Raw genomic sequence first — 17241 nt, 5'->3', positions numbered from 1 at the left:
TATTCGGGCCCTGTGCGAGCTGGGGTCGATACACGTGCGTTACACCTGTTGCGCACGATTAACAGGGTCCCATCCCGGAACGGTGGGGCCGGATTGCCAGCAATGAGGCCGAGTCGCCAGCACACAAACGTTGCGCCACCGAGCCCAGAACCACGAACCAGATACTGCGCAAGTCAACACTGACTGGGCGCGGGAAGGACCCTGTTGCCCTGTGATTTCTCCGGAAAGATCGAGGGCAATTGCAATGGCCAATTTCAGCAAGTCGGACCTGGAATTCATTCTCAAACAAATCTTCATCGCCGAAGCCCATGCTGACGGCGCCAGCCTGAGTGACCTGCTGCCCAACAGCCAGGTACCGTTCGGCCTGCGCACCGTCGATGGCAGTTTCAACAACCTGGTGGCCGGGCAAAGCGAGTTCGGCGCTGCCGACAATTCGTTCCTGCGCCTGCTCGATACCTCCTACCGTGCCAACTACGTGGGCACCGGCAACGTCGTCGATTCGCAACCGCGCACCATCAGCAACCTGATCGTCGACCAGACCGCCAACAACCCGGCGGCCGTCGAAGCCAATGGTGGCGCAGCCCCGGTGATAAGCCCCGGTATCGACGGGGTGTTCGGCACCGCCGACGACAAGCCGGTGTTCTTCATCCCCAACGTCTCGCCGGACGCGGGCCTTACGGCGGGCTTCAACGCCTGGATGACCTTCTTCGGGCAGTTCTTCGACCACGGCCTGGACCTGGTCAGCAAGAGCAGCACCGACATCGTGTTCATACCGCTGCGCCCGGATGACCCGCTGTACGTGGCCGGCAGCCCGACCAACTTCATGGTGCTGTCACGCGCCGTACGCACCGCCGGCGCCGATGGCGTGGTGGGCACGGCCGACGATAGTCAGCCCAACACCACCTCGCCGTTCGTTGACCAGAGCCAGACCTACAGTTCGCACCCCTCGCACCAGGTATTCCTGCGCGAGTACATGCTCGATGGCGCCGGTGACCCGGTGGCCACAGGCCGGCTGATCACCAACCGCGACCTTGGCGCGGATGGCAAATTCGGCACCGCCGACGATGGCGACAGCGGAAACGGGGGCATGGCCACCTGGGCGGTGGTCAAGGCCCAGGCCCGTGACCTGCTGGGTATCAACCTGACCGATGCCGACGTGCACAGCGTGCCATTGCTGGCCACCGATGCCTACGGCAACTTCCTGCGCGGGCCCAACGGCATGCCGCAGGTGGTGATGCGCGTGAACAACGGCGCCGACGGCATTGCCGGTACTGCCGATGACGTCACTCAACTGGTCGAAGGCAACCGCGCCGCGCCCATCAGCCTGGCCAATGCCGTGGGCACCGGGCATGGCTTCCTGGACGACATCGCCCATAACGCCGCCCCCGTGGTAGTGGGGGGCGTGCTGCAAGCCGACGCCGACACCGCCATCGGCAACGCGCAGCCTGTGGGCCCGGGCGGCAACAACCTGACATACGACAACGAACTGCTCGACGCCCACTACATCGCTGGCGACGGTCGGGTGAACGAGAATATCGGCCTGACCGCTGTGCACCACGTGTTCCACTCCGAGCACAACCGGCTGGTGCAGCAGACCAAGGACACCCTGCTGGCCGCAGGCGACCTGGCGTTCCTCAACGAGTGGCTTATCGACGATGTTACCGCCATCCCCACCACGCCTGCTGGCATCGCCGCGCTGGTGTGGGACGGCGAGCGGCTGTTCCAGGCGGCCAAGTTCGGCACCGAAATGCAGTACCAGCACCTGGTGTTCGAAGAGTTCGCCCGCACCATCCAGCCGCAGATCGACGAGTTCCTCGCTCCTAATGGCTACGACACCTCGATCAACCCGGCCATCCTCGCCGAGTTCGCCCATGTGGTGTACCGCTTCGGCCACTCGATGCTGACCGAAACCGTCGACCGCTTCGACCCGTCGTTCAACCCGGTGTCTGCCGACCCCGACAACCCTGACCAGCAACTGGGCCTGATTGCCGCCTTCCTCAACCCGCTGGCGTTCGCTGGCAGCGGTGCCACCGCCGACGAAGCGGCCGGTGCGATCATCCGCGGTGTTACCCGCCAGCTGGGCAACGAAATCGACGAGTTCGTCACCGAAGCCCTGCGCAACAACCTGCTCGGCCTGCCGCTGGACCTGCCCGCGCTGAACATAGCCCGGGGTCGTGATACCGGCATCCCCAGCCTGAACGAGGCGCGTCGCGAGTTCTATGCGGCAACGGGCGACAGCCAGCTCAAGCCCTACATCAGCTGGGCCGACTTTGCCGACCACCTCAAGCACCCGGCATCGCTGATCAACTTCATCGCTGCCTACGGTACTCACGCCACCATCACCGGGGCAACCACCGAAGCGGACAAGCGCGCCGCCGCAGTGGCGCTGGTGCTTGGCGGTAGCGGTTCACCACTCGACCGCCTGGACTTCCTCAACGGCACCGGCGCCTATGCCAACGTGACGCGGGCCGGCAAAGACGGCATCGCCGGCACGGCCGACGACATTACCGGCGTGACCGTGACCGGGGTGGATGCCATCGACTTCTGGGTCGGCGGCCTGGCCGAGAAGAAAATGCCCTTCGGCGGCATGCTCGGGTCCAGCTTCAACTTCGTCTTCGAGACCCAGCTGGAAGCGCTGCAGAACGGCGACCGTTTCTACTACCTCTCGCGTACGGCGGGCATGAACTTCGGTACGGAACTGGAGAACAACTCCTTTGCCAAGCTGATCATGCTCAACTCCGACGTCACCCACCTGTCCAACACCGTGTTCCTCACGCCTACCTTCACCCTGGAAGTGAACCAGGCCAATCAGTTCACCGGGCTGGGTGCCGACGGCAAGGCCGACCCGACGGGGGGCATCGAGATAAACGGGGTTGAAATCCTGCCGCTGGTGATTCGCGACAACCCCGACACCGTGGGCCCTGACGCCAACTACCTGCACTACACCGGTGAAGACCATGTGGTGCTGGGCGGCACGGCCGGCAACGACATCATCATCTCGGGCGAAGGCGACGATACCGTTTACGGCGATGCCGGCGACGACGTGCTCGAAGGTGGCGCCGGCAACGACGCAGTGCTGGGTGGTGCAGGCGACGACATCATCACCGACTCGTTCGGCGACAACCGCCTGGAGGGTAACGCTGGTAACGACGTGATCGTCGCCGGCAGCATGCTGGCGGCTGGCAACCTGATCCTGGGGGGCGACGGCCAGGACTTCATCATCACCACCGAGGACATTTCTACCACCTTCGGTGGCCAGGGCGATGACTTCATCCTCGGCGCCAAGACCAACCTGCCACCCACCGGCAACGAGGGCGATGACTGGATCGAGAAGGGTACCCAGGACGGTGCGCCTGGTGACAACTTTGCGCCACTGCTGGGTGACGAAGTGGTCGGCAACGACATCTTCGTCGGTGGCGGTGGCTTTGACGAAATGATCGGCGAGGGCGGTGACGACATCTTTGTCGGCAGCGATGCCCAAGACAAGATGGACGGCATGTCCGGCTTCGACTGGATCACCAACAAGAACGACAAGGTCGGCGTCACCGTTGACCTGAGCCTGGCAGCGCTGGCCCAGCCCCACGGCAATGCGCCAAACCAGAACGCCGGGGTATTCAACCCGGTCGGCGCCTCGCCGGCCAGCATCCTCGACCGCTTTGCCGAGGTCGAAGGGGTGTCCGGTTCGGACTACGCCGATGTGCTCAAGGGCGATGACGTCGATGCCGTGACCATCCTCAACCATGGCGGTGCCACGGGCAGTGCGCTGACCAACGTGGCGCTGATCCGTGGGCTGCAGCAGTTCCTGGCGGATGCCGGGTTGCCGACCACGGGCTTTGCCACCGGCAACATCATGCTTGGCGGCAATGGCAGCGACCTGATCGAGGGCCGTGGCGGCGATGACCTGATCGACGGCGACAAATGGCTGAACGTGCGCATCGCCGTGTACGCCCCTGGCGACGTCAACCACACCGGGCCAGAGATCGCCAGCTTCGACAGCATGGTCGACATGATCCCGTTCATGCTCGACCGCACCTACAACCCTGGCCAGCTGAAAGCCGTGCGGGAAATCCTGCCGGGTACCTCCACTGGCGGGGCGGCCTTCGACACGGCTGTGTATGCGGGGGTGCAGAGCGAGTACGTGGTAACCCAGAACACCAAAGGCACGGCCGATGTCGCGGACGATGTGTGGACGGTGACCGATACTGTGGACGGCCGCGATGGCGTCGATACGCTGTTGCATATCGAACGCCTGCAGTTCTCCGACAGCCAACGCGTGCTGGTGGCAGGGGTGAACGCGCAGCCCACGGGCAGCCCGACCGTCACCGATGGCAACGGCGGTGCGATCACGGTGGGCGATATGCTGACGGTGAGCGTGGCGGGCGTGCTCGATGCCGACAATATCAGTGCGGGCAACCCGACAGGCACGCTTGCCGACCGTTCAGTGTCGTACTACTGGCAATTCGAGGCCGACCCGGGCAGTGGTGTGTTCGAGGACATCATCCTGCTACCGGCCGGTGACCTGGCGTTCCAGAGCGCCGATGGCACCGCGTTCAAGGTGTCGCCAGACCTGGCCGGGCTGAGCCTGCGGGTCAAGGCGATCTACCAGGACGCCCATGGCACAACCGAGGTGTTGTATTCCGCACCCACGGCGGTGGTGCAGCCGGGCGCACCGGTGGTGCCAACGCCGGCCACTCCGGTCGTGGATGCCACGGCAGGGGGCGAGGGGCTGCACATGGTGCGCTCTGACCTCAACTTCATCCTCGACCAGATCAAGATCGCCGAGGCCGATGCCGCCGGGCAGGACATCCTCTCGCTGATCCCCAACATCCGCGCACCCTTGGGCCTGCGTGCGGTCGATGGCTCGAACAACAACCTGATGAACCTCAACGGCAACAACAACACCCAGTTCGGTGCTGCCGACAATGTCTTCCCGCGCCTGACCGACCCGGTGTTCAACCCGGCAGAAGGTGCACCGGCCGGCTTCTTCGGCCCTGGCTCGCCGGCCATTCCGGGCTCGTCGTACCAGCAGACCAGCGGCCCGGTGTTCGACTCGCAGCCGCGCACCATCAGTAACCTGATCGTCGACCAGACCTCCAACAACCCGGCAGCCTATGCCACCGCGTATGACCCAGGTGCCGATGGCGTGCTCAACTTCGGCACGCCCGGTAACGACGACGTGCTCAAGGACGGCGTGCGCATCGTCGCCAGCCCGGGCATGGATGGCCAGTTCGGCACCACGGACGACCACGATGTATACCTGTTCGAAAACACCGCTGCCGATGCCGGCCTGTCTGCGCCGTTCAACGCCTGGATGACGTTCTTCGGGCAGTTCTTCGACCATGGCCTGGACCTGGTCACCAAGGGTGGTTCGGGGACTATCTACATCCCGCTGCAACCCGATGACCCGCTCTACGTGGAGGGTGGTTTCACCAACTTCATGGTGGTGACCCGTGCCACCAACCTGCCAGGGCCGGATGGCATCCTCGGCAACGCCGATGACGTTCACGAACACACCAACACCACCACGCCGTTCGTGGACCAGAACCAGACCTACAGCTCGCACCCGTCGCACCAGGTGTTCCTGCGTGCCTACCTGTTGACCGACGACGGCCCTGTTGCCACTGGCCGGCTGATCACCAACCGTGACCTGGGCGCCGATGGCAAGTTCGGCACTGCCGACGACACCGAGATCGGTGGCATGGCCACCTGGAAAGTACTCAAGGCCCAGGCCCGCGACGTGCTTGGCATCAACCTGACCGATGCCGACGTCGACAACGTGCCGTTGCTGGCAACCGACGCATACGGCAACTTCATCAAGGGGCCGAACGGCTACCCGATGGTGGTGATGAAGGGCCTCGACGGCATTGCCGGCACTGCCGATGACCAACAGGTCGAAGGCAACCCGCTGGCGCCGCTCGACCTGACCAACGCCGTGCGCACGGGGCACCAGTTCCTCGCCGACATTGCTCATAACGCAGTACCCGTGTTCAGTGGCGGCGTGTTGGCGCCGGATGCCGACAACGTTGCCGGCAACGCTGTGCCGGTCAACCCACAGACCGGGGCCAACCTGGCCTACGACAACGAACTGCTGGACGCGCATTACGTCGCCGGCGACGGTCGGGTCAACGAGAACATCGGCCTGACAGCCGTGCATGCGATCTTCCACTCCGAGCACAACCGGCTGGTGGCGCAGACCATGGACACCGTGCTCGACTCGCACGACCTGGCCTTCCTCAACGAATGGCTGCTCAACCCGGTAACCGCATTGCCGGTTACCCCGGCCGAGATCGGCGCATTGGTATGGAACGGCGAGCGGCTGTTCCAGGCGGCCAAGTTCGGTACCGAGATGCAGTACCAGCACCTGGTGTTCGAGGAGTTCGCCCGTACCGTGCAACCACGGGTCGACCTGTTCTTTGCCCCGACCCAGGTGTACGACGTCGACCTCGATGCATCGATCGTGGCCGAGTTCGCCCACACCGTGTACCGCTTCGGCCACTCGATGCTGACCGAGACTGTCGATCGTTACGACATCGACTTCAACGTCATCAAGGACCCGGCCAGCGCCAACCCTGACCAGCAACTGGGCCTGATTGCAGCGTTTCTCAACCCGCTGGCCTATGCGGCCAGTGGTGTTACCCCCGAGGATGCCACAAGCGCCATCGTCCGCGGGGTCACCCGCCAGGGTGGCAACGAAATCGACGAGTTCGTCACCGAGGCGTTGCGCAACAACCTGCTCGGCCTGCCGCTGGACTTGCCGGCGATCAACATTGCCCGTGGCCGCGACGTCGGCATCCCTTCGCTGAACGCCGTGCGCCGCGACATCTACGGGCAAACCGGTGATACCCAGCTCAAGCCGTATACCAGCTGGGTCGACTTGGTGCAGCACCTGAAGCACCCCGAGTCGCTGATCAACTTCATTGCGGCCTATGGCACCCACAGCACCATCACCGGGGCCACCACACTGCTGGAAAAACGCGCTGCGGCCATGGCCCTGGTGTTCGGTGGCGATGGCGCGCCGGCCGACCGCCTGGACTTCCTCAACAGCAGCGGCACCTGGGCCAATGTGACCTTGCCTGGCAAGGATGGCGTGCTGGGCACCGCCGATGACCTGAAGGCGGTAACCATTACCGGTGTCGATGCCATCGACCTGTGGATCGGCGGCCTGGCCGAAGAGAAGACCCCGTTCGGCGGCATGCTCGGCAGTACCTTCAACTTCGTGTTCGAAAACCAGATGGAGAAATTGCAGGACGGCGACCGCTTCTACTACCTGGAGCGCACCTCCGGCCTGTCGATGAACGCCGAGCTGGAAAGCAATTCCTTCGCCAAACTGATCATGGCCAACACCTCCGCCACCCACCTGCCGGGCCTGGTGTTCTCCGACCCGGGCTTCTACCTGGAAGTCGACCAGAGCAAGCAGTTCAACGCAGGCCTGGGCAACGTCGACCCACTGGGCGAAAACGGCGAGCAGGTGGTGTTCCGCGACAGCCCGCTGACGGCTGGCCCGGACACCAACTACATCCGCTATGCCGGTGCCGAGCACATCGTGCTGGGCGGCACCGACGGTGACGATATCCTGGTGTCCAGCGAGGGTGACGACACGGTCTGGGGCGATGGCGGCAACGACCGCATCGAGGGGGGTGACGGCAACGACCAGCTGCGCGGTGGTGCCGGCGACGACATCATCAGCGACATGGGCGGTGACGACAACATCCAGGGCGGCGACGGCAACGACGTGCTGCACGGCGGCAATGGCGTCAACCTGATCATCGGCGGTTTCGGCAACGACTTCATCGTCACCGGTGAAGATGCCTCCGAAGCCATTGGCGGCCAGGGCAACGACTTTATCCTGGGCAGCAAGGCCAACGAGCAGGACATGGGTAACGAAGGTGACGACTGGATCGAGAAGGGCACCTCGGACGGTGCGCCTGGCGACAACTTCGACCCGCTCGGCAACGACCCCATCATCGGCCACGACGTGTTTATCGGCGGCAACGAGAACGACAAGTTCAACGGTGAAGGCGGCGACGACATCATGGTCGGCAGCCTGGGCTTTGGCGACCGTTACATCGGTGGCTCGGGCTACGACTGGGCAACCTTCAAGGGCCTGGCCCAGGGTGTGACCATCGACTATACCGACCGCTTCTTCGACGTGCCGCCAGTACCGGGCTCTGGCGCTTCGGCGCTGGTCCGCTTCGACATCATGGAAGGCCTGTCGGGCTCGGCCCATGGCGACTTCCTGCGCGGTGACAACGAAGATGCCACTTCGCTGCCCACCGCGGGTGCCACTGGCAGCGTGCTGACCAACATCAACCTGATCAATGGCCTGTCCAGCCTGCTGGCCGCCGGTGCAACGTTCTACGATGGCGGCAACATCATCCTCGGCGGCAGCGGCAGCGACCTGATCGAAGGCCGTGGCGGCGACGACATCCTTGACGGTGACAAGTGGCTGAACGTGCGCATCAGCGTGCGCGCCAACCTCGATGGCACTGGCCCGGAAATCGCCAGTTACGACAGCATGGAGCCCATGGTGCCGCTGATGCTCAACGGCACCTACAACCCAGGCCAGCTGGTGATCGTGCGGGAGATCCTCAACGGCACCGACAACTACGACACGGCGGTGTTCTCGGGGGTAGCCACCGACTACAGCGTGGTGGTCGATGGCAATGCGGTGATCGTCACCGACCTGGTGGCCGGGCGTGATGGTGTCGACCACCTGACCGGTATCGAGCGGCTGCAGTTCTCTGACCGCTCCCAGGCCTCTGGCGTGGGTACCGCCGTCAACGCTGGCCCCACGGGGCACCTGGCGATCCTGGACGCTGCCACCGGGTTGCGTGACGACACGCCGATCAGCGGCCAGCTGCTGCGCGTTACACCGCTGGCGGTACACGATGCGGACAACGTCAGCGCGGCTAACACGACCGGCGCGGTCAACGGCCCTGTGGCCTATTACTGGCAAGTCGAGACGCTGCCGGGTTCGGGTGTCTATGAAGACATCACCTTTGTCGCCGCAGGTGAGGTCCAGCGGGCGACGGGCGCCACCTACCGGGTCACGGACGATGTGGCTGGCCTGAGCATCCGCGTACGTGCGGTGTACCAGGACGCCAAGGGCACGCTGGAAATCGTCGATTCGTCGGCGAACAGCGCACCGAGTGCCGGGCCGACCGTGACCGGGCTGCTGGTGCAGAACCAGACGCTCACTGCCAACCCGGCGACCATCGTCGATGCCGACGGCCTGAGCAACCCGCAGTTCACCTTCCAGTGGCAGTCCAACCGGGGTGTGGGCTGGGTCAACATTGTTGGCGCCATCAGCAGCACCTTTGTCCTGACCCAGGAGCAAGTGGGGCAGAACATGCGCGTGGTGGTCAGCTACGTGGATGACTTTGGTGTGCAGGAAAGCATCGCCTCCGACATCCTCGACCCGGTGGCCAACGTCAACGATGCACCGACCGGTGCACTGCTGATCAGCGACACCACGCCGGATATCGGGCAGACGCTGACGGCACTGACCGGCAGTATTGCCGACATTGACGGGCTGGGGGCGTTCAGCTTCCAGTGGCAGCAAGGTAGCGGTACGACGTTCACCGACATTGCCGGTGCGACCTCTGCGACCTTCACCCCAGGGGCGTCCCAGGCTCACACCCAGCTGCGCGTGTTGGTGCACTACACCGATGGCTTTGGCGCGCTGGAAACGCTGACATCCGCAGCAACGGCCGAGGTGCCGGCGGTGCCAGGTGTGGTGCTGGTGGGTACAACTGCTGCAGACACCCTGACGGGTACCGTGGGCGACGATGTTCTGCTCGGTCTGGCAGGTAACGACACCCTCATTGGACTGGCCGGATTCGACCAGTTGTTTGGCGGTGATGGCGACGACAGCCTTGATGGCGGTGAAGGCAACGACACCCTCGACGGCGGTACCGGTAATGACACGCTCAACGGTGGCTTGGGTACCGACACCTTGATTGGCGGCACCGGCAATGACGTACTCAACGGTGGATTGGGTACAGATGCCATGACCGGTGGCGCGGGCAACGACACATTCGTCGTCGACAATGCTGGCGACACCGTCAGCGAGGCAACTGGTGGGGGCACGGACCTGGTGCAGACCAACCTCGCCAGCTACACCTTGGGGGCCAATCTGGAGAACCTGACCTTTACCGGCAGTGGCAACTTCGCGGGGGTGGGTAACACTCTGGCCAACACCATCGTCGGCGGTGCTGGCAACGACTTCCTCAATGGTGGTGGGGGTATCGACCAACTGGTGGGTGGCGCTGGTAACGACAGCTATGTAGTCGACAATGCCGCGGATGTGATTGTGGAACAGGCAGGGCAGGGCACCGACCTGGTGCGTACCACGCTGACCAGCTGGACGCTGGGTAGCAACCTGGAAAACCTGACCTACTTCGGCGCCGCCAACTTCGTCGGTACCGGTAACGGCCTGGACAACGTCATCACCGGCGGTTCAGGTAATGACACCCTCACCGGCAATGCTGGCAACGACACACTCAATGGCGGGCTTGGTGCAGACATCATGATCGGCGGTGCGGGTGATGACACCTTTGTTGTCGACAACGCCGCAGACATCGTCAGCGAGGCGTTGGGAGGGGGCAACGATCTGGTGCGCACCAGCCTGTCGAACTACACCCTCGCTGCCACCCTGGAGAACCTGAGCTTTACTGGCACCGGCAACTTCACGGGTGTGGGTAACGGCCTGGTCAACACCATCGTCGGTGGTGCCGGTAACGACTTCCTCAACGGTGGCGGTGGTGACGACCTCTTGGTGGGGGGGGCCGGCAACGACAGTTACGTGGTCGACAATGCCGCAGACGTGCTCGTGGAACAGGCAGGTGGTGGTACCGACCTGGTGCGCACTACGCTGACCAGTTGGACACTGGGTAGCAACCTGGAGGACTTGAGGTACTTCGGCACCGCTAACTTCATCGGTACGGGCAACAGTCTGAACAACGTCATCAGCGGTAACACAGGCAACGATGTCCTCAACGGTGGGGCTGGCGCGGACACCCTGATTGGCGGTGCGGGCAACGATATCTATGTTGTCGACAACGTGGGCGACATTGTCACTGAAGCGTCCGGCGGCGGCACGGACCTAGTGCAGACCACCCTGGCCACCTACACACTGGGGGCCACTCTCGAGAACCTGACCTTCACCGGTACTGGCAATTTCACCGGTACGGGCAATGCCCTGGGCAATACCATCATCGGCGGTGCTGGCAACGACTTCCTTAACGGTGGTGCAGGTGCCGACCAGATGGTGGGCGGTGCCGGCAATGACAGTTATGTGGTCGACAATACCGGGGACGTGATGGTGGAACTGGCAGGAGGTGGCACGGACCTTGTGCGTACCACGCTGACCAGCTGGACGCTGGGCAACAACCTGGAAAACCTGAGGTACTTCGGCGTCGCCAACTTCACGGGTAACGGCAATGGCTTGGACAACGTCATCACCGGTAATTCTGGTGATGACACCCTCAACGGTGGCGCAGGCAACGACCAGCTGCTAGGTGGCAGTGGCAACGACACCTTGAACGGTGGCGACGACAACGACAGCCTCGATGGCGGTCTTGGCAATGACATCCTCAACGGTGGTACAGGCAGCGACACGCTGTTCGGTGATGCTGGCAACGACATCCTGTCGGGTGGCAGTGGCAACGACTTCCTCAACGGTGAGGTGGGCGACGACACGGTCAACGGCGGTGCAGGCGATGACACGATGATGGCCACTGATGGCAATGATGTGTTCCAGTTTGCTGCCGGCTTCGGCAATGACCTGATCATCAACTTCGACAGCAACGCGACCGGTGGCCAGGACCTGCTGGATATCACGGCCTTCAACATTACCGCGGCGACCTTCGCCGCCAGCGTCACCATCGCCGATGTTGGCGACGATACGCTGGTCAGCATCGGTGCTACCGACTCCATTCGCCTGGTAGGGGTGGCGGATGCAACCACAGTGACTGCAGCGGACTTCACCTTGGTGGGTTGAGGGCCAGAGGGACCAGCTGTTGGCTTGAAATGCAGGGGCTGCTGCGCAGCCCATCGCGACACAAGGCCGCTCCTACAGGGGATTGCACATCTCTGTAGGAGCGGCCTTGTGTCGCGATGGGCCGCAAAGCGGCCCCGGCTAAGCACGCCGCAATCATCCTTCGGGAGACCCGTTCCACCACCTCAGGCGAGGCGCCCGTCTCCCCCGCAATGCCCCACCAGCTCCCCCAGCAAGCGCTGCTTGTACCCCTGCAACACCTGGCTGTCCCGCTGTCGTGGGTGTGGCAGATCAATGCGCAAGTCCTCGCGAATCCGCCCCGGGTGCGCGTCCATCACGATCACCCGGTCCCCCAGGTACAGCGCTTCCTCGATGTCATGGGTCACCATGATTACCGTGCAACGCTCCTGCACCCAGATGCGCTGCAACTCCTGCTGCAACCGTACCCGGGTCAGGGCGTCCAGCGCGCCGAGCGGTTCGTCCAGCAACAGCACCTTGGGCTTGTTCACCAGCGCCCGGGCAATTGCCGCGCGCTGGGCCATGCCGCCGGACAGCTGGTGCGGGTAGGCCTGCTCGTAACCACTCAGGCCTACCAGTTCGATGTGCTCGGCCACCAACCTGTTCTTCTCGGCTGCGGGTAGCGCATGGTTTTTCAAGGCCAAGGCAATGTTCTGCTGCAGGGTCATCCACGGGAACAGACGATGGTCCTGGAACACGATACCGCGCTCCAGGCCCGGCCCGCGCACGGGTTGCCGGTCCAGCAGGATCTGGCCCTGGTAGTCCTGGTCGAGGCCGACAATCAGCCGCAGCAGCGTGGATTTGCCACAGCCGCTGGCGCCGAGGATGCTGACGAATTCGCCCGGGCGGATATCCAGATCGATGCCTTCGAGCACTGGCACCTGCTTGCCCTTGAGCGGGTACGCCTTGTTCAGGCCGCGAATGGTCAGCGCGCCGGTGCTGGCGGTGGTGGGTAAAACGTGGGCGATGGCGTTCATGGTCGGGCCTTTCAATGGTTGGTGCGCCAGCGCAGCAGGCGGCGGGTGAGCAGGGTGCACAGCCAGGACATCAGGTAGCCACTCAGGCCGATGCACAGCACGCAGACCACGATGATCTCCATGCGCGCCGCAGCTTCGGCGTTCATCATCAGGCTGCCAAGGCCAGCCCCGGCAGACAAAAACAGCTCGCTGCCCACCGAGGTTACCCAGGCAAAGGCCAAGGCTTGCAGCACCCCGGCGGCAATGCCGGGCAGTGCGGCGGGCAACAGGATCAGCCAAAGCTGCTGCCAGCGGCCGAGCATCAGCACCCGTGCCGCTTCGCGGTGCTGGCCGGCGACCTGGCGCAGGCTCTCGAAGGTGTTGAGCACCATCGGGTACAACGCTGCCAGGCTGACGATCAGCAGCTTGGCGCCTTCGCCGTTCCCCAGCCACAAGGCGATCAGCGGGATCCAGCCCAGCATCGGCACCTGGCGCAAGGCATGGAACAGCGGCGCGATCAGGCGGTTGGCGGGGGAGGACAGGGCCATCAACGTACCCAGCCCGACACCGCCGACAATGCCGATGGCAAGGCCGCTGCAGGTACGTAACAGGCTCGCCCACAGGTTGACCAGCAGTTCGCCGCTGCCCAGCAGTTCGGCCAATGCTGTGCCCACCTGCGCCAGTGGCACGAACGCATAGGCCCCGGCTGCACCTTGGCGCGAGGCGTACTCCCAGGCGCCGAGCAGCAACAGCGGCAGTACCAGGCCACGCAAATCAAGTCGTTTCATCACAGCCTCCTCAGCGGCTCTGCCAGGCGGACAAGTGTCGTTCCACGCGGCGCAGGGTGAAGTCCAGGGTGAAGCCGATCAGCCCGGTCAGCACAACGCCGACCATCACTACATCGATGCGCAGCATTTGCCGGCCCATCTCGATCATCTGCCCCAGACCGCTGTCGGCCGCCAGCAGCTCGCAAGCCACCAGCACTACCCAGGCACGGGTCAGGGCCACGCGGATACCGGTGACGATCGCCGGCACCGCAGCGGGCAGGGCGATCCGCCATACCAGCGTGGGCCAGCGCAGGCGGTATACCGCAGCCACTTCGAAATGGCTGCGAGGGATCGCGCGGATACCTTCGCAGGTGGCCAGTGCCACCGGGAAAAACGCAGTCTTGGCGACGATGATCACCTTGAAGGTTTCATCCACCCCAAACAGCAGCACGAACATCGGGATCAACGCGATGCTGGGCACCTGGCGCAGGGTGTGGAACAGCGGGGCGCAGTAGGCCTCCACGGTCTTCGACAAGGCCAGCGCCGCGCCGAAACCAAGGCCGGCCAGTGCGCCGCCGGTAAAGCCCAAGGCCAGTCGCGACAGGCTGCCGGCCAAGTGCTCTTGCAACTCGCCGGTGGCCAGCAGGTCGGTGAGGCTGTGCCACACCTCCAGCGGCGGTATAAGCAGGTTGGCCGGAAACAGCCCGGCATAGGCCACCACGGCCCAGCAGATAAGCAGGGCCAGGGGGGAGATGAACCAGGAAAGACGAGAAAGCACGCGCATGGCTGGCCTTGGGAAAGCAGAAGGTAGAGGTGTATCGCAAGAGCTGTGCCAGGGGCGCAAGCCCCGGATTGCGGGGCTGGAGGGTGAGTGTGATGCTTGAGCAGCAGCGAGGTGCTGCCAGAGCAGCAGTCAGTCAGCAGCATCGGTGCTGGCTTCTTCGCGGGCTTGCCCGCTCCCACAGGATGGCACCTGTCTGCGAACCTGTGCAGGACCTGTGGGAGCGGGCAAGCCCGCGAAGAAGGCAACCCGGTTTCAGCTTAGAAGTCGTAACTCACGCTGGTGTAGTAGAACGCCCCCTGCGCCCCTTCCGGGCTGGTGATGGAGTATTTGGGCACGCCGTACAACTGTGCGCCCTCGAGCTTGTCCGGGTGGCTGTCGAACAGGTTGATCGCGCCCGCCGACAAGGTCAGGCCCAGGTCGAAGCGGTACGACACATCCAGGTCGGTCACCCATTGCGGGCTGAAGGTCTGGTCCAGCGTCGGGTTGGCGGCGTTGCGGTTCTTCCATTCCCCATACCGGCGCTGGGCGACGGTGACGCTCCAGCCGTCATACAGCCAGTTGGCACTGAGGGTCAGCTTGTCCTCGGGGGTGCCGTCTTCGATCAGCCCCTGAGTGTTGCGGCCGATGATCTGGCTGCCAGGGATGCCGCCCACATCATCCAGTCCGGTTATACGGGTGTTGTTGCGCGCGTAGCCACCGTTGAAGTCCACGCGCCCCCAGCGGCCTGCATCCAGCTGGTAATGGCCGGCCAATTCGAAGCCATCGGTGCGTGTGTCGGCAATGTTGGTGTAGAACGCCGCGCTCTGGATGTTGGCGTAAGGGGTACCTGCGAAGATCGGACCCACTACCGATGCAGGTAATTGGTCGGACAGGGTGATGCGGTTGTCGATGTCGATACGATAGGCGTCGAGTGTGACCGAGGCGTTGGGCAATGGCCGCCAGACCAGGCCCACGGAGAAGTTGGTCGATTCTTCAGGTTTCAGCGCCTTGCCGCCAAGCAGGGCCGCTTCCGGGCTGTCGGCACGCAGGGTGCGCTGCTGCACCTCGACCCAGTTGCCACTGCCTGGGGGCTGTTCCACCACCTGTACGCTAAACGACGATAACCCGCTCTGCACCAGCGAAGGCGCACGGTAGCCGGTACTGGCGCTGGCGCGCGCGGCAATCTGCGGGGTGAAGTCGTAGCGCAACGACAACTTGCCATTGGTAGTGTCGCCGAAGTCCGAATAGTGCTCGCTGCGCACGGCCACGCCGGCCTGCAACTTTTCGCTCAGCTGGGCTTCGACATCAAAGTAGGCACCGATCACGCGGCGGTCCAGCGACACGGCATCGACCTGGGTGATGCCCGAGTAGTAACCGGGTATGCGCCTGCCGGAGACAGGGTCGATGGTGTTGAACAGCGGCCCGTTTGACCAGCCGGCGGCGTCACCTTCGCTGAGGTCGTAGTTTTCCTGGCGCCAGGCCAGCCCGGCGGAAACGGTCAGCGGCTTGAACAGCCAGTCGTTGGCGAAGTCGCGGGTCCAGTCCAGGGTCAGGTTGGTCTGGTCGGCTTCGCGGCGACCGGTGTAGATGGTCGACGGGCTGGCGGTGCCCCAGCTGGGGTTGATGGCGTCGCGGTCGGTGGAGTCGACGCGGTTATTGCCGTAGTTCAGCGCCAAGTCGAATTTGCCCAGGGCCTGGTCCTCGAAGCGCAGGCCACCGGTGACGGCAAAGTCTTCCAGGCCGTAGCGGGTGACCGGTAGACGGCCGTCCGGGTAGCGCGCCAGGGCTACGCTGCCGTAGTTGTTGCGCAATGTGGTGGGCGGGTCGAAGAAGTTCTCGGCATCCGTATTCTTGTGCGCATAGGTGGCAAAACCGTAGGCACTTAGCCCCTCGCTCAAACCCATCTCGGCGTTGGCGGTGAAGTTGTACTGGTCCGAGACATTGCCCGAACCCCAGCGCCAGTTGCGGTAACGGTTGTTCTGCTCGCGCGCGGTGTCGATGCTGGTGGAGCCGGGGTAGAACAGGCGGTTGTCGTCGCGGGTATCGCTGGCGGGGTCTTGGCTGCCGGCGTCGAAGGCCAGGGTCAGGAAGCCGTCGTTGGGCAGTGCAAAGCCCTTCCAGCCGCTGAGCTTGCGCTGCAGGCCGTCGCCTTTCTTGTAGCCGCCGAAGCGGTAGCCGGCGTTACCGCCTTCGTCGCGCTCCTTGAGCACGATGTTGATCACCCCGGCAATGGCGTCCGAGCCGTACTGGGCGGCCGCACCATCGCGCAGGATTTCTACCCGTTCGATGGCCGACAGCGGGATCAGGCTGAGGTCCACGGCCGCCGCGCCACGGGCGTTGACCAGGCCCTGGCGGGTGACGTTGGCGCTGGTGTGGCGGCGCTTGCCGTTCACCAGCACCAGCACCTGGTCGGAGGCCAGGCCGCGCAGCGAGGCGCCCTGGGCAATCGAACCGGCAAAGGCGCCCTGGGGCGACTGCGGGAAGCTGAACGAAGGCGAAAGCGCAGTGAGTGCCGCGGACAGGTCGCTGGCGCCGGTTTCCTGGAGTTTTTCACCGCTCAGCACATCGACCGGCGCGGCGCTTTGCAGGGCGGTGACGTCGCTGCGGTGGGTGCCGACCACAACCACGGTGTCGAGGCGGTCGGCGGGTTCGGCGGCGAATGCGGGCATGGCCAGGCCGGCGATGGCCAAAGCGATGGCGCTGGCCAAGGGGGTGTGGTGGGGCATGGGGTGTTCCTGC

General features: G+C 64.1%; 5 protein-coding genes. 1 reads left to right on the top strand and 4 read right to left on the bottom strand.

What is annotated here, in order from left to right; all coding sequences use genetic code 11:
• The first annotated feature begins 244 nt into the window (after positions 1–244).
• Entirely contained in the window at positions 245–12001 is an 11757-nt protein-coding gene (locus SB765_RS16805; RefSeq protein ID WP_410931635.1) for a peroxidase family protein, read from the top strand.
• Positions 12002–12183: 182 nt separating this feature from the next.
• On the opposite strand, the gene SB765_RS16800 is transcribed toward SB765_RS16805, so the two are convergent.
• The 4 genes from SB765_RS16800 to SB765_RS16785 all read right to left on the bottom strand — a co-directional run bounded on the left by SB765_RS16800 (position 12184) and on the right by SB765_RS16785 (position 17228).
• Positions 12184–12993: an ABC transporter ATP-binding protein gene (locus SB765_RS16800; protein ID WP_410911222.1), complete on the bottom strand. Its 810-nt coding sequence runs from the start codon at positions 12991–12993 to the stop codon at positions 12184–12186.
• Positions 12994–13004: 11 nt separating this feature from the next.
• Positions 13005–13760 carry an ABC transporter permease gene (locus SB765_RS16795; RefSeq protein ID WP_410931634.1) on the bottom strand — a complete coding sequence of 252 codons (756 nt, stop codon included), beginning with the start codon at positions 13758–13760 and terminating at the stop codon, positions 13005–13007.
• A 10-nt stretch (positions 13761–13770) separates the two neighbouring features.
• The gene (locus tag SB765_RS16790; protein WP_341798262.1) at positions 13771–14523 is read right to left on the bottom strand and encodes an ABC transporter permease; all 753 of its coding nucleotides are present in this window, start codon (positions 14521–14523) and stop codon (positions 13771–13773) included.
• Between the two features lie 257 nt (positions 14524–14780).
• Positions 14781–17228 (bottom strand): TonB-dependent receptor plug domain-containing protein, encoded by a 2448-nt coding sequence (locus SB765_RS16785; protein WP_410931633.1) that lies wholly within the window; start codon positions 17226–17228, stop codon positions 14781–14783.
• Between the last annotated feature and the right edge of the window lie 13 nt (positions 17229–17241).

Origin of the sequence: Pseudomonas sp. SIMBA_067, assembly GCF_046534675.1 — a bacterium.
Taxonomy (GTDB): domain Bacteria; phylum Pseudomonadota; class Gammaproteobacteria; order Pseudomonadales; family Pseudomonadaceae; genus Aquipseudomonas; species Aquipseudomonas putida.
The sequence above is the reverse complement of the archived record's forward strand: the minus strand, read 5'-3'. Positions and strand labels throughout refer to the sequence as shown.